This is a genomic window from Arenimonas sp. (genome assembly GCF_035312645.1).
Classification (GTDB): domain Bacteria; phylum Pseudomonadota; class Gammaproteobacteria; order Xanthomonadales; family Xanthomonadaceae; genus Arenimonas.
In genome coordinates this window covers 20,267-33,752 of the sequence record NZ_DATGBO010000010.1, presented here as the reverse complement: position 1 = coordinate 33,752, position 13,486 = coordinate 20,267, and the positions used below count along the sequence as shown (strand labels likewise).

Sequence of the window (13,486 nt, the reverse complement as noted above, 5' to 3'; positions counted from 1 at the left end):
GTATGCCTTGAACTCACCGCCAAACCGTTCCGCGCCAATCTTGGTCAGCGCCGCCGTCAGCGTCGTCTTGCCATGGTCAACGTGACCGATCGTGCCCACGTTCACGTGGGGCTTCTTGCGCTCGAACTTTTCCTTGGACATTGCGTTTACCCGGTGAATTCAAGTTTTCTGAGGATCCGCGCCGCGAACGCGGCACGGGGAATGTGGTGCTCATGACTGGAATCGAACCAGCGACCTCTTCCTTACCAAGGAAGTGCTCTACCGACTGAGCTACATGAGCAACGATGTGTGGGGCGGTGACGCTTAAAGCAAGTTGCAACCAGCCAATGGAGCGGAAGGCGGGAATCGAACCCGCGTAATCAGTTTGGAAAACTGAGGTTCTACCATTGAACTACTCCCGCTTTTCATCAAAACCACTTGACGCAAAACTGGTGGAGGGAGGTGGATTCGAACCACCGAAGGCGTGAGCCAGCAGATTTACAGTCTGCCCCCGTTGGCCGCTTGGGTATCCCTCCACAAGGGAGCCCGTAATTTTCGCGGCCACGAGGGCAAATGTCAACGGCTCAGGAGAATAGCCGCTCCGGGTCAGACATTGAAGCGGAAATGCAGTACGTCGCCCTCCTGGACCACGTATTCCTTGCCTTCCAGGCGCAGCCGACCGGCATCACGCGCACCCGATTCGCCCTTGAACTTGATGAAATCGGCGTAGGCGATGGTTTCGGCGCGGATGAAGCCCTTTTCGAAATCGGTGTGGATCACGGCCGCGGCCTGCGGTGCCGTGGCGCCCTTGGCAACCTGCCAGGCCCGCACTTCCTTCACACCGGCGGTGAAATAGGTCTGCATCCCAAGCAAGGTATAGCCCGCCCGGATGACGCGGTTCAGGCCAGGCTCTTCCAGCCCCATCTCGGCCAGGAACTCCGCGCGGTCGGCGTCCTCGAGCTGCGACATCTCTTCCTCGATCGCCGCGCTGACCGGCACCACTTCCGCACCCTCGAGCTTGGCCCGCGCCCGCACCTTGTCCAGGTACGGATTGTTCTCGAAGCCATCCTCAAGCACGTTGGCCACGTACATGACCGGCTTGAGCGTCAGCAGAAACAGGTCGCGCACCGCCGCCCTGTCCTCCTCCGACAGCCCCAGCGCACGCGCCGGCGTGCCCTGATCGAGGCCAGCGCGCAGCCGCGCCAGCACTTCCTTTTTCACGATGGCATCTTTATTGCCGACTCTTGCCTCTTTTTCGGCACGATTCAGCGCTTTTTCGACCGAATCCAGATCGGCCAGCGCCAACTCGGTGTCAATCGTCTCGATGTCCGAAATCGGATCGATCCGATTGGCGACATGGACGATGTCGTCGTTCTCGAAGCAGCGCACGACGTGCGCGATCGCATCGACCTCACGGATATGAGCCAGGAATTTGTTGCCCAGACCCTCGCCCTTGGAAGCACCGGCGACGAGGCCGGCGATGTCGACGAACTCGAACGAGGTCGGGATGATCTTCTGCGGCTTGACGATCTCGGCCAGCTCGCTCAGGCGCAGGTCCGGCACCGGCACGACGCCGGTGTTGGGCTCGATCGTGCAGAAGGGGAAATTGGCCGCAGCGATGCCAGCCTTGGTCAAGGCATTGAAAAGCGTGGATTTGCCGACGTTCGGCAAACCAACGATGCCGCATTTGATGCCCATTGATGAATCCTGTCAGCGGTAAGCGGTCAGCGGTGAGCAGGGAACAAGCCCGAAGGCCCGCTCACCGCTCACCGCTCACAACTCACTCCCTCGGCGTGTGCAACCGCTTCATCGCCTCGTTGAAATCCCCCGTCACCGCCAACGGCATGACCGAGATGGCGTCGTCGATGGCGCGCAGGATCGAAGCCTCGTCATCGCGACCCGGACGACCCAATACCCAGGGAGTCACCTTGTCCTTGTGACCGGGATGCCCGATCCCTACCCGCAGGCGATGAAAGCGCCCGTGACCGAGGTGCTGGACCGTATCGCGCAGGCCGTTCTGCCCGCCATGCCCGCCATCGAACTTCAGCCGTGCCGTGCCCGGCGCCAGATCAAGTTCGTCATGCGCCAGCAGGCATTCTTCCGGCTCGATTTTCCAGTAGCGCAATGCCGCCGTCACCGACCGACCGCTGAGGTTCATGAACGTGGCCGGCTTGAGCAGCCAAACCGTCTGGCCGTCGATATGCACCTTGGCGGTTTCGCCGTGGAGCTTCGATTCCAGACCAAAGCGCGCACCCGATTTCTCCGCGAGCGCGTCAATAAACCAGAACCCGGCGTTGTGCCGGGTTCGGGCGTGTTCGGCACCGGGATTGCCCAGGCCGACGATGAGGCGAAGTCCTGCCATCGAAGCACTCCGGCGACGCGGAAATCCCGCGCCGCCGGAAGTGTTTTACTTCTTCTTCGGCGCCGGAGCCGCTGCTGCGGGAGCCGCACCTGCCTTGGCTGCCTTGGTCGACGGCACTTCGGCAACGACGGCCGGCGCTTCCTCGACTTCTTCCTTGGCGTGCTTGGCGATGACCAGAGCCAGATCGTGTTCCTTGCCGTGCTTGAGCGCCGGCAGGGCGACGCCCTTGGGCAGTTTGAGCTCGGACATGTGCACGATCGCGCCGATCTCGAGATTCGACAGGTCGACCTCGATGAATTCCGGCAGATCACGCGGCAAGCAGATGACGGCGATTTCGTTGAGCTCGTGGGTGACCACGATGCCCGCGGTCTTGCCGGCCGGGGATTTTTCCTGATTCAGGAAGTGCAGCGGCACGTTGAAGCGGATCGCTTCGTTCTCGTCCACGCGCTGGAAATCGAGATGCAGGATCTGCTGCTTGAACGGGTGGCGCTGCATATCGCGCAGCAGGACCTTCTGCACCTTGCCGTCGACCGCGAGGTCGAGGATCGACGAGTAGAACCACTCGTTCTGCGTGGCGAGCCACAGGTGGTTGTGCTCGACCTGCACGCTTTCCGGCACGCCCTTGGCGCCGTAAACGATGGCCGGCACGTGACCGCTGGTACGCAGGCGGCGGCTCGCACCTTTGCCTTCGTCCTTGCGGCTGGAAGCCGTGATGTTGTGGGTAGTAGCCATTTTCGTATTGCCTTCTTCAGTAATGGGCCGCCTCGCGGCGACGTTGTCACTCACCCGCGACCAGGTGAGTGTTTTGGAGCGGAAATCCGCTCCGAATTCTTCAATCCACGTAAAGCGTGCTGACCGATTCGCCCACCGCGATGCGGCGGATGGTTTCGGCCAGCAGTTCCGCCACGCTCAGCTGCCGGATCCGGCCGCAGGCGCGCGCCGCGTCCGACAACGGAATCGTGTCGGTGACCACCAGCTCGTCGAGCTGGGAGCCGCTGATGTTGTTGATCGCCGCACCCGACAGCACCGGGTGGGTGCAGTAGGCCACGACTTTTTTCGCGCCGTGCTGCTTGAGCGCAGCCGCCGCGGCGCACAGCGTTCCGGCGGTATCGACGATGTCATCGACCAGCACGCAGGACTTGCCTTCGACGTCGCCGATGATGTTCATCACCGTCGCCACATTGGCGCGCGGACGGCGTTTGTCGATGATCGCCAGTTCCGCGTCGTCAAGGCGCTTGGCGATCGCACGGGCACGCACCACGCCGCCGACGTCCGGCGAAACCACGATCAGGTTGTCTGTGCCCTGGCTGCGCCAGATGTCGGCCAGCAGCAGCGGCGAGGCATAGACGTTGTCCACCGGCATGTCGAAAAAACCCTGGATCTGCTCGGCATGCAGGTCGACCGTCAGCACGCGATCCGCGCCGACCACCGAAAACATCTTCGCCGCCACCTTCGCCGTGATCGGCACGCGCGCCGAACGCGGGCGACGATCCTGACGGGCGTAGCCAAAATACGGCACTACCGCGGTGACATTAGCGACCGACGCGCGCTTGAGCGCATCGATCAGCACCAGCAACTCCATGAAATGTTCGGCGGTCGGCGCGCTGGTGGACTGGATCACGAACGCATCCTGGCCACGCACGTTTTCTTCGATTTCCACCTGCACTTCGCCGTCGGAAAACTTGCCGACCAGCGCCTTGCCCATCGGCACGCCCAACTGCCGGCAGACCGACTGCGCCAACGGACGGTTGGCGTTGCCGGAAAAAACGAGAAGGTTTTGCTTGCTCATGCGCTGCCTTCCAAGGACGGAACTACGGATGGATCGATGCTCGAATGGCTGGGGCGGTAGGATTCGAACCTACGAAATGCCGGGATCAAAACCCGGTGCCTTAGGCCACTTGGCGACGCCCCACTAAACTCGTTCTTCGGCTTCCCGCAGCGCCCGGTGCAAGGACGATTCCGCCGCCGACCGCACGACCCAGGATCGAAGGTCGGCAGGTAGCTGCGCTTGCGCCGTTTCGGCCGCTTCCCGCGCATCGAAGCGCAGGAAACAACCGCCGCCGGTACCGGTGAGGCAGGCCTTGCCGTGCTGCGAGAGCACCGTCAGCACCGAATCCACCCGGGGCTGCAGGCGACGCAACACCGGCTCGAAGGCATTGCCGAGCGCGGCTCCAGAAGCGAAGTCCGCTATTGTCGCTGGCACCGCATCCCGGGTCAAATCAGGGGCTTGGAACAATTCCCGGGTCGGCACCGAGACGCCGGAATCAACCAGGAGATACCAGGCGGCCGGCAAGTCGATGGGGACCAGTTTCTCGCCCACGCCTTCCGCCCAGGCATTGCGCCCGCGCACAAACACTGGGACATCAGCGCCCAGTTGCAGGCCAAGCTCGGCCAGCGCGTCCTCGCCCAAACCCAGTCCCCAGGTTCGATTGAGAACGACCAGCACCGTCGCCGCATCCGAAGACCCACCGCCGAAGCCGCCCCCTGCCGGAATGTGCTTTTCGACGGAGATGTCGACACCATGTTCGCTTTTCACGGCAAGAAGTAGCAATCTAGCTGCCCGTACCACCAGATCATCCACCGCCGGCACGCCGTAATCGCTACCGCCGACACGATGGATTTCGTCGTCGCGGCGGCGTCGGATCGACACCGTATCGCCCCAATCGACCAACTGAAAAACAGTCTGCAACTGGTGATAGCCGTCCGTGCGCCGGCCGACGATCCGCAGAAAGAGATTCAACTTGGCCGGTGCCGGCCAAGCGCTCCAGGCGAAAAGATCGGCGCTCATGGCGCTTCCCAGGCCTCGATCACCAGCCGCACGCTCGCCTCGCCCTGCTTTGCGAACACTTTGCTCGGCAGCGCGGGCGACCCGCCGTTCCATTCGCGATATTCCACCGCCCAGCCCTGCTGCTGCAGCAGGCTGGGGCGATTTTCCGGATCGAAGCTCAGTTCGGAGGTTCCAGCAGCGCGGCTTCCGCGCACCCAAGCCGTCATCGCCGTCAGCGGAATCCGCCAACCCGTCGCGGTCAAAAGCAGTGCTTCGGCGTCATCGCCTTCGCGGGCTCCGCCTTGCAGACCCTCGAGACGCGCATGCCCTGCCTGACCGACAAGACGCCAGCTCTGGCCGGTGATCGGCGCCGACAAACGAACATCGAAATCCTTGCCTTGCTGTCGCCATTCGATGCGACCGCTGCCGCCCTGCTTGCCTTGGCTCAACGCGATCCGGCCACGGAAGGACCAATTCGTCCGCGTCGCCAGCAGCGCCTCCCTCGCTTCCTGTGCCGCAAGGCCCTGGCCACCCGTCGTCCGCACAACTTTCGGCACGCACGCCGCCAGCAATAGCAAGGAGGCACACATCAAGACGAACATCAGCTGCGGAACGCGCGCAACGCCGGCCGTCGGGAGCAGGAGGCGGCGAACACCGCCCGGAGATTTGCGCGAAATCATGGGTTGTCTGGCGAGACCGGCTAAAATGGCCGCCGGATCCACAATAGAGCACGGCGCGGCGAAAGCTTACCCCATCGCTGCCGAAACCCAGGTTCCCTTGCACCCATGCCGCTGATCGCCCTAGGCCTCAATCACCAGACCGCCCCGCTCGCTTTCCGCGAACGGGTGGCGGTGGACGCCGGGCAGATGCCCGCGGCGCTGGCGGCCTTGCGCGCGGTCGACGGTGTCGAGGAAGCTGCACTGCTGTCGACCTGCAATCGCACCGAAATCTACGCACAGGTCGCCGATGGAAAAACAGCCGGCGTCGCACAATGGCTGGCCGAGCACCACCAGGTCTCGCCCGACGCATTGGCGGGTTACCTGTACCTGCATCAGGACGACGACGCCGTCCGCCATCTGTTCCGCGTCGCGACCGGGCTGGACTCGCTGATCCTCGGCGAGCCGCAGATCCTCGGGCAGGTCAAGGATGCCTGGCAGGCGGCGCGTGATGCCCGCAGCTTAAACCCGCCGCTGGATCGACTGTTCCAGCAGACGTTCGCCGTCGCCAAGCGCGTACGCACCGATACCCGCATCGGCGCGCATCCAGTCTCGGTCGCCTTCGCCGCCGTTCGTCTCGCACGCCAGACCTTTACCGAACTCAGCGGCGCCACCGTGCTGCTGATCGGCGCCGGCGACACCATCGAACTCGCCGCACGCCATCTCGCCGACGCAAAAGTGAAGCGCCTGCTGGTCGCCAACCGCACGCTCGAACACGCGCAGGCCCTGGCCACGCGCCATGGCGGTTACGCTCTGCCGCTGTCGGAACTGGCGCGGCATTTGCCGGAAGCCGACATCGTGATCGCCGCCACCGCCAGCCGCGAACCCATCCTCGACCGCCAGGCCGTGCAGACCGCGCTGCGCAGTCGCAAACATCGGCCGATGCTGCTGCTCGACCTCGCCGTGCCGCGCGACATCGCCGCGGATGTCGCGCAACTTCCGGATGTCTATCTGTATACCGTCGACGATCTTGAGCAGGTGATCGAAGAAAACCGCGCTTCACGCCGTGAAGCAGCACAGCAAGCGGAAGCGATCATCAACCTGCAGGTCGAGCACTACATGGCCTGGTGGCAGGCGCAGGGCCGGCAGGACACGCTGCGCCTGTTGCGCAGCCGCGGCGAACACGAGCGCGAACGCGCGCTCGGCGAGGCCCGCGAACAATTGCAGCGCGGCCAGGATCCGCACGAGGTGCTCGAACGCCTCGCGCACCAACTCACCAATCGCCTGCTGCATGCGCCTAGCAGCGCATTGCGCCAGGCTGCGCTCAGCGGCGACACCGATCTTTTGCGTGTCGCCGAACGCCTTTTCGACAGTGACGATGACACCCAGCCTGCGCCGTAAACTCGAGGCCCTGGCCGAACGCCACGAAGAAGTCGGCCGTCTGCTCGCCGAACCTTCCGTGCTCTCGGACAACAAACGCTTCCGCGATCTGTCGCGGGAATTTTCGCAGCTCGATCCGGTGGTGAAATCGCTGGCCGAACACGAGCAGGCACAGCGCGATCTCGACTCCGCACTGGCGATGCGCGACGACCCGGAAATGCGCGAGCTCGCCAACGAGGAAATCCCGCTAGCGGAAGCCCGCATCGCCGAACTCGAAAACGAACTCGGCCTGTTGCTGATTCCGAAAGATCCGCGCGACGAAGCCAACCTGTTTCTGGAAATCCGCGCCGGCACCGGCGGCGACGAAGCCGCGTTGTTCGCCGGCGATCTTTTCCGCATGTACGCGCGCTATGCCGAGCGTCAACGCTGGCAGCTGGAAATCATTTCCGCCAATGCCGGCGAACACGGTGGCTACAAGGAAATCATCGCGCGCGTCGAGGGCCGCGGCGCGTATTCGAAAATGAAATTCGAATCCGGCACGCATCGCGTGCAGCGCGTGCCCGACACCGAAACCCAGGGCCGCATCCATACTTCCGCGGCGACCGTGGCGATCCTGCCGGAACTCGACGACATCGACGACATCGAGATCCCGCCGAACGACATCCGCACCGACACCTTCCGCGCTTCCGGCGCTGGCGGCCAGCACGTCAACAAGACCGACTCCGCCATCCGCATCACCCACATCCCGACGGGGCTGGTGGTCGAGTGTCAGGACGAACGCAGCCAGCACAAGAATCGCGCCCGCGCGATGAGCCTGCTCAAGGCGAAGCTGCTCGACGAACAACGCGCCAAGCAGGCGGCAACGCAGGCGGAATCGCGGCGCCTGCAGGTCGGCAGCGGCGATCGCAGCCAGCGCATCCGCACCTACAATTTTCCGCAGGGGCGCATTACCGATCATCGCGTCGAAGGCCTGACGCTTTACGACCTCGCCAACATCATCACCGGCGATCTCGACGATCTCGTCGACCGCCTCACCCGCGAACACCAGGCCGACGAACTGAAACTTCTCACGGAGGCGGCATGACCGCGAGCAACGACTTCATTCCGCTGAACCTGTGCGTGCTCACCGTGTCCGATACGCGCACAGCAAGCAACGATACCTCGGGCGATTTCCTGGTCGATGCCCTCATCGATGCCGGGCATCGCCTGCACAGCCGCGCGATCCTGCCGGACGACAAATATCGCCTGCGCGCGCTGGTCTCGGCCTGGATCGCCGATGAAGGCGCGGACGGCATCCTCGTCACCGGCGGCACCGGCTTCACCGGCCGCGATTCCACGCCCGAAGCACTGCTGCCTTTGCTGGACAAGGAAATGCCCGGCTTCGGCGAAATGTTCCGCGCGCTGAGCTACGAGGACATCGGCACGTCGACGCTGCAATCGCGCGCCTTCGCCGGCCTCGCCAACGGCACCTTTCTTTTCTGTCTGCCCGGCTCGACCTCGGCCTGCACCACCGGCTGGGAAAAACTCATCCGCGCGCAACTCGATTCCCGCACCAAGCCCTGCAACCTCGCCAATCTGCGGCCGCGATTGCGCGAGCGCTGAGCGGAAAAGCACGTGAGGATTCGTCATCCCGCAAAATGACGGTATCTTGTTGCCGGACATCGCCCGGATCATCGAGAGACGCGCATGAGCAAGCTCAAGAAAAAAGAGTACGAAGAGGAACTCGAAGCGCTGCAGGTCGAGCTCAACCAGATGGAGCGCTGGCTGCAGGCCAGCGGGCAGCGCATCCTCGTATTGGTCGAAGGGCGCGATACTGCCGGCAAGGGCGGCGCCATCAACGCCATCTCCGAGCGGCTCAATCCGCGGCAGTGCCGCGTCGTTGCCTTGTCCAAGCCCAGCGAACGCGAACAGGGTCAATGGTATTTCCAGCGCTATCTCGAGCACTTGCCGGCAGCCGGCGAGATCGCCTTGTTCGATCGCAGTTGGTACAACCGCGCCGGCGTCGAGAAAGTGATGGGGTTTTGCACGCCGGCGCAGACCGCGGCATTTCTCAAGCAGGCGCCGATCCTGGAAAAACAGTTGGTCGACGACGGCATCCTGCTGTTCAAGTACTGGCTGGCAGTCGATCAGGAAGAACAGGAAAAACGTTTCGCCGAACGCGCCAAAGACCCGCTAAAACGCTGGAAGCTGTCGCCGATCGACCTCAAGGCGCGGGAAAAATACGCCGACTACGGCAAGGCCCGCGACGAGATGATGGCCGCCACGCACAGCAAGCATGCGCCCTGGACAATCGTGGATTTCAATAGCCAGAAACGCGGGCGCCTGAACCTGATCCGCGACTTCCTCGACCGCCTGCCCGACAGCAAGGTGCCGGATGTCAAAGTTGTTTTCCCGGCACTGAAGGGTAAACCCGGCGTCGAAAACTACGCCGGCCCGGTGAAGCCGATCAAGGGAAAATATTCGTAGCGTGCGCACTGCGCACGATAGCGATAACGACATCCACTTGCGTGCGCGGAGCGCACGTTACGCGACGTCGAAGCCGTTCGCTTCCGGCGCTGGCATCACCGTTTCCCGGCCGACGTCGGCGACTTTCGCCAGTGGCGGGCCCTGCCAGAGCCAATGCCCCAGCGCATCGATAGCTTCCGAGGCACCGACAGCCAACACTTCCACGCGACCGTCGTCGAGGTTTTTCGCGTAACCGCGCAAGCCCAGCGCCACCGCCTGGTCGCGCGTCGAGGCACGAAACCACACGCCCTGCACCTTGCCCGTAACGAGGAAACGCGCGGCGTTCATGCCGCCGTTTTTGGTTTGACCTGATCGTGCTTGGCCATCGCCTTGACCAGTTCGTCGCTGCTGATCGGGCCAAGGAATTTCTCCGCGACCTTGCCGTCCGGCGCAATCAGGTACGTCATCGGCAAGCCTTTCGGCGTGTCGAAATCCGGCGGCGGGTTGTACACGTCCAGCACTGCGATCGGATAGGAGATCGGATGCTCCTTGAGGAAGGCGATCATGTCGTCGCGCTCGATTTCCTCGTAAGCCAGGCCGACCGTGTCGACATCGGCGCGCGATTTGTCGAAGGCATCGAGATCGGGAATTTCCTTGAGGCAGGGCGTGCACCAGGTCGCCCAGAAATTGACCACCACCCATTTGCCGCGATGCTGCGCCAGATCGAATTTTCCGCCGCCGAACGTATCGACGATCAGGCTTGGCGAATCGGGCTTGGGCGCCTCCGGTTTGGCCACTGGAGCGCTGGCTGGCGCTGGTGCTGGTGCGGCGACGACAGCGGGCGCCGGCGCGGCGGCCTGTCCGGCCGGCTTGCAGCCGGTCATCGCGACCATACCGATCAGCGCGGCGGCGCCGATGATCGCAGTAATTGTCTTCATTCGATGTCGTCCTTGGAGGAGGCGGTGAAAAAGCTGCCGACGCTGCGTTGCAACGGATCTTTGAGCGGCTGGCGCAGATGGTCAAGTGCTTTGCCGGCCGCGCGGCCAATCGCGTCCTGGCGCGACGGCAGTGGCATGTCGGTGGAAGGCACGCGCAGTGCCATGCCTTCGTAGAGTTCGCCCAACGTCACCGCGTCGAGGTCGCGCGACAGCAACCAGCCGCCGGTTTCGCCGCGCTGGACGATGTTCATTTCCGACAGCGACGACAGCATCCGCTGCAGCATGTCGTCGGTAAGGCTGGCTTCGCGTAATTGGATATCCAGCAAGTGCAGCGCCGTGCCATTGCTGCGGCATTCGGCGAGACGCCCGAGCAGACGCAACGTGCCGTAGAACTCGGCGCCCGGCGGCAGGCGCAGCGCGCGCGGCTGATAGCGGAATGCCGACAACGAAGCGGCGACCGACGCACCAAGCAGCACGACCAGCCAACTGCTGTAGAGCCAGATCAGGAAAATCGGCAGCACCGCCAGCGCACCGTAGACCTGTTCGTACGAAGCATTGCGCAGATAGACCGCGAAGCCCCATTTCAACCATTCGAACAACAGGGTCGCGAGCGCGCCGCCGGCGACCGCGAAGCGCAGCGGCACGCTGCGATGCGGGATCAGCCAGTACGCCAGCGTGAAGCCGACGAATTCCAGCAGCGTCGGCAAGTAGTACAGAAGGCGATCGGAAATCCCGCGCGCCTCCACGCCCGACAGCGCCGGGATCGAGAACAATGCCGAGGTCGATGCCAGCGCACCGACCATCAGCAGCGAGCCCAGCGTAAGCAAAGTCCAGTACATCAGGAAGCGGGTCAGCCTTGGCCGCGGCGACGGCACGCGCCAGACGCGGTTGAAGGTGCGCTCGATGCTCCACATGGTCAGCAGCACCGATATCAGCAGCGCGATCACGCCGCTGGCGGTGAGTTGTTTCGCGCTGTCGGCGAATCCATGCAGATATTGTTCCAGCACGCGCGCCGAGGCCGGCACGAAATTCTTGAACACGAAATCGGTGAGCTTGACGGTCCAGGTGTCGAATACCGGGAACGCCGACAACACCACGAACACCACGGCGGTAAACGGCACCAGCGCGAACATGCTGGTGTAGGCGAGCGCGCCGGCCGATTCGAAGCAGCGGTCGTCGAGGAAGCGTTTGAGCAGGAAACGGGCAAAGGCACCGACGCGCTCGCGATCGACACGGGCGTTCCAGCGCTTGAAGGTTTCGATGAAAGTCATGGCCAAAGGGTAGCGCAAGCCGCTTGGGGATGCCGTATCGCGCCGCATCCGCTAGGCTTGCCGGCCGAGTCAATGCGTTTTCCTGGAGTGCGGCATGCGCGACGTCCTGATTCTGTATTACAGCCGCAGCGGTTCCGTGGCGCAGCTGGCCCGACAGATCGCCCGCGGCGTCGAGGAAGCCGGCCTGCAGGCGCGGTTGCGCACGGTGCCCGCCGTCGCACCGGTCACGCAGATCGCTGCGTCAGCGGTGCCGGAGGATGGCGCGCCGTACGTCGAGCGCAGGGATCTCGCCGAATGCGCCGCCCTGATCCTCGGCAGCCCCACGCGTTTCGGCAACATGGCGGCGCCGTTGAAGCACTTCCTCGACGGCACTGGCGCCGAGTGGGCCAGCGGCACGCTGGTCGGCAAACCCGCGGCGGTGTTCACCTCGACCTCGACGATGCACGGCGGCCAGGAAGCGACGCTGCTGTCGATGATGATTCCGTTGCTGCATCACGGCGCGGTGATCGTCGGCATTCCGTATACCGAACCCGCTCTTTCCGCGACCCGCAGCGGCGGCACGCCCTACGGCGCCAGCCATGTCGCCGGCAGCGACGACAAGGCACCGTTGAGCGAGGAAGAAAAGCAACTCGCACGCGCGCTCGGCAAACGCGTCGCCGAAATCGCACGGAAGCTCGAGGCATGAATCTGTCGCGTCGCTACGCTGCGCTTGGCATCGTCGCCCTGCTCGCGCTGCAATGGCTGTGGCATGCCTGGCTGCTGCCGCCGGAACGCGTCGATGCGCGTGTGGTCGCGTTCCTGTTTTCGCTGCCGATCCTGCCCGCGGCGATCCTGGTGGTGCTGCGCCATCGCCAGGCCGGTTATTGGGGCGGCATCGCCGCGCTGCTGTATTTCTGCCACGGTATTTCCGAAACCTGGGCGCAGCCCTCTTCGTGGCCACTGGCGCTGACCGAGACGGGGTTGTCGCTGTGGATCATCCTCGCCGCGAACTGGTCGGGCCTACGCGCCAAGCTCGGCAAGTCGAAGGCCGCACCGCCGAACGTATAATGCCGGCCTGATTCTTGGAGATCGCGATGGACCAGCTCCTCATCGTCACCACCGGCGGCACCATCGACAAGGTGTATTTCGACGACAAGTCCGATTACCAGGTCGGCGATCCGCAGATCGGCGGCATCCTGCGCGAACTCGGCGTGGCGTTCTCGTTCAACGTGATCCCGATCATCCGCAAGGATTCACTGCACATCACCGACGCCGACCGCGAACTGCTGCGCGCGACGATCGCGGCGCAGACCGCCGCGCACGTGCTGGTCACGCACGGCACCGACACGATGGTGGCGACGGCGAAAGTGCTGGCCAGCATTCCCGGCAAGACCATCGTGCTGACCGGCGCGCTCAATCCGGCGCGCTTTCGGGGCTCCGATGCCGAATTCAATATCGGCACGGCGGTCGGCGCGGTGCAGTCGTTGCCGCCGGGTGTGTACATCGCGATGAACGGCCGCATCTGGGATCCGGGCAAGGTGCGCAAGAACGTCACCGCGAATCGCTTCGAAGCCAGCTGAATTCGGCAAATTCGCATTGAAGAAAAGCCCGGCATTGCCCGGGCTTTTTTGTTGCCTCGGATTCCAGGGCGAGCGTTGTTCGCTTCGTGTTGCGCACGAAGCTGGCATCACCTGGTGGCTTGAACAGCG

General features: G+C 63.7%; 17 protein-coding genes and 4 tRNA genes. 7 read left to right on the top strand and 14 right to left on the bottom strand.

The window, feature by feature from the left end:
* From VKM35_RS00945 to lolB, 11 genes are all read right to left on the bottom strand, one after another.
* Window positions 1–141, bottom strand: a 141-nt coding sequence (locus tag VKM35_RS00945) for a GTP-binding protein (protein ID WP_324317401.1), incomplete at its 3' end; no start/stop codon positions are given.
* Window positions 142–204: 63 nt separating this feature from the next.
* Window positions 205–280: transfer RNA gene (locus VKM35_RS00940), tRNA-Thr, on the bottom strand.
* A 47-nt stretch (window positions 281–327) separates the two neighbouring features.
* A tRNA-Gly gene (locus tag VKM35_RS00935) sits at window positions 328–401 on the bottom strand.
* Between the two features lie 28 nt (window positions 402–429).
* A tRNA-Tyr gene (locus VKM35_RS00930) sits at window positions 430–515 on the bottom strand.
* Window positions 516–585: 70 nt separating this feature from the next.
* Window positions 586–1,677: a redox-regulated ATPase YchF gene (ychF, locus tag VKM35_RS00925; protein WP_324317397.1), complete on the bottom strand. Its 1,092-nt coding sequence runs from the start codon at window positions 1,675–1,677 to the stop codon at window positions 586–588.
* A gap of 82 nt (window positions 1,678–1,759) precedes the next feature.
* Window positions 1,760–2,341, bottom strand: a complete 582-nt coding sequence (pth, locus tag VKM35_RS00920) for an aminoacyl-tRNA hydrolase (RefSeq protein ID WP_324317395.1) — start codon at window positions 2,339–2,341, stop codon at window positions 1,760–1,762.
* A gap of 45 nt (window positions 2,342–2,386) precedes the next feature.
* Window positions 2,387–3,073: a 50S ribosomal protein L25/general stress protein Ctc gene (locus tag VKM35_RS00915; RefSeq protein ID WP_324317393.1), complete on the bottom strand. Its 687-nt coding sequence runs from the start codon at window positions 3,071–3,073 to the stop codon at window positions 2,387–2,389.
* A gap of 100 nt (window positions 3,074–3,173) precedes the next feature.
* Complete coding sequence (locus VKM35_RS00910) at window positions 3,174–4,130, bottom strand: ribose-phosphate diphosphokinase (protein WP_324317391.1); 957 nt, start codon at window positions 4,128–4,130, stop codon at window positions 3,174–3,176.
* Window positions 4,131–4,175: 45 nt separating this feature from the next.
* Window positions 4,176–4,253 (bottom strand) — tRNA-Gln (locus VKM35_RS00905).
* Window positions 4,254–5,129: a 4-(cytidine 5'-diphospho)-2-C-methyl-D-erythritol kinase gene (gene ispE / locus VKM35_RS00900; protein ID WP_324317389.1), complete on the bottom strand. Its 876-nt coding sequence runs from the start codon at window positions 5,127–5,129 to the stop codon at window positions 4,254–4,256.
* Window positions 5,126–5,830, bottom strand: coding sequence for a lipoprotein insertase outer membrane protein LolB (gene lolB / locus VKM35_RS00895; RefSeq protein ID WP_324317386.1), 705 nt, complete (start codon window positions 5,828–5,830; stop codon window positions 5,126–5,128). The genes ispE and lolB overlap by 4 nt, the downstream gene beginning before the upstream one ends.
* Before the next feature lie 63 nt (window positions 5,831–5,893).
* Here lolB and hemA point away from each other — a divergent pair, with 63 nt between their 5' ends.
* From hemA to ppk2, 4 genes are all read left to right on the top strand, one after another.
* Entirely contained in the window at window positions 5,894–7,165 is a 1,272-nt protein-coding gene (gene hemA / locus VKM35_RS00890) for a glutamyl-tRNA reductase (RefSeq protein WP_324317384.1), read from the top strand.
* The gene (gene prfA / locus VKM35_RS00885) at window positions 7,143–8,228 is read left to right on the top strand and encodes a peptide chain release factor 1 (protein WP_324317382.1); all 1,086 of its coding nucleotides are present in this window, start codon (window positions 7,143–7,145) and stop codon (window positions 8,226–8,228) included. Before hemA ends, prfA begins: the two co-directional genes overlap by 23 nt.
* Window positions 8,225–8,746: a molybdenum cofactor biosynthesis protein B gene (gene moaB / locus VKM35_RS00880; RefSeq protein ID WP_324317380.1), complete on the top strand. Its 522-nt coding sequence runs from the start codon at window positions 8,225–8,227 to the stop codon at window positions 8,744–8,746. Before prfA ends, moaB begins: the two co-directional genes overlap by 4 nt.
* Before the next feature lie 84 nt (window positions 8,747–8,830).
* Window positions 8,831–9,610: a polyphosphate kinase 2 gene (gene ppk2 / locus VKM35_RS00875; RefSeq protein WP_324317378.1), complete on the top strand. Its 780-nt coding sequence runs from the start codon at window positions 8,831–8,833 to the stop codon at window positions 9,608–9,610.
* A gap of 57 nt (window positions 9,611–9,667) precedes the next feature.
* Here the strand turns inward: ppk2 and VKM35_RS00870 are convergent, their stop codons facing one another.
* From VKM35_RS00870 to VKM35_RS00860, 3 genes are read right to left on the bottom strand one after another with little or no spacing between them, the layout of a single operon-like run.
* Window positions 9,668–9,937 carry an acylphosphatase gene (locus tag VKM35_RS00870; protein WP_324317375.1) on the bottom strand — a complete coding sequence of 90 codons (270 nt, stop codon included), beginning with the start codon at window positions 9,935–9,937 and terminating at the stop codon, window positions 9,668–9,670.
* Window positions 9,934–10,527 (bottom strand): TlpA disulfide reductase family protein, encoded by a 594-nt coding sequence (locus VKM35_RS00865; protein ID WP_324317374.1) that lies wholly within the window; start codon window positions 10,525–10,527, stop codon window positions 9,934–9,936. Before VKM35_RS00865 ends, VKM35_RS00870 begins: the two co-directional genes overlap by 4 nt.
* Window positions 10,524–11,798, bottom strand: a complete 1,275-nt coding sequence (locus tag VKM35_RS00860) for a YihY family inner membrane protein (protein WP_324317372.1) — start codon at window positions 11,796–11,798, stop codon at window positions 10,524–10,526. The genes VKM35_RS00865 and VKM35_RS00860 overlap by 4 nt, the downstream gene beginning before the upstream one ends.
* A 94-nt stretch (window positions 11,799–11,892) precedes the next feature.
* On the opposite strand from VKM35_RS00860, the gene wrbA reads away from it, so the two are divergent.
* From wrbA to VKM35_RS00845, 3 genes are read left to right on the top strand one after another with little or no spacing between them, the layout of a single operon-like run.
* On the top strand, window positions 11,893–12,483 hold the full coding sequence (wrbA, locus tag VKM35_RS00855) for an NAD(P)H:quinone oxidoreductase (protein ID WP_324317370.1): 591 nt from the start codon (window positions 11,893–11,895) through the stop codon (window positions 12,481–12,483).
* Window positions 12,480–12,845 carry a DUF2069 domain-containing protein gene (locus VKM35_RS00850; protein WP_324317368.1) on the top strand — a complete coding sequence of 122 codons (366 nt, stop codon included), beginning with the start codon at window positions 12,480–12,482 and terminating at the stop codon, window positions 12,843–12,845. The genes wrbA and VKM35_RS00850 overlap by 4 nt, the downstream gene beginning before the upstream one ends.
* A gap of 26 nt (window positions 12,846–12,871) precedes the next feature.
* Window positions 12,872–13,357 (top strand): asparaginase domain-containing protein, encoded by a 486-nt coding sequence (locus tag VKM35_RS00845; RefSeq protein WP_324317366.1) that lies wholly within the window; start codon window positions 12,872–12,874, stop codon window positions 13,355–13,357.
* Window positions 13,358–13,486 lie beyond the last annotated feature (129 nt).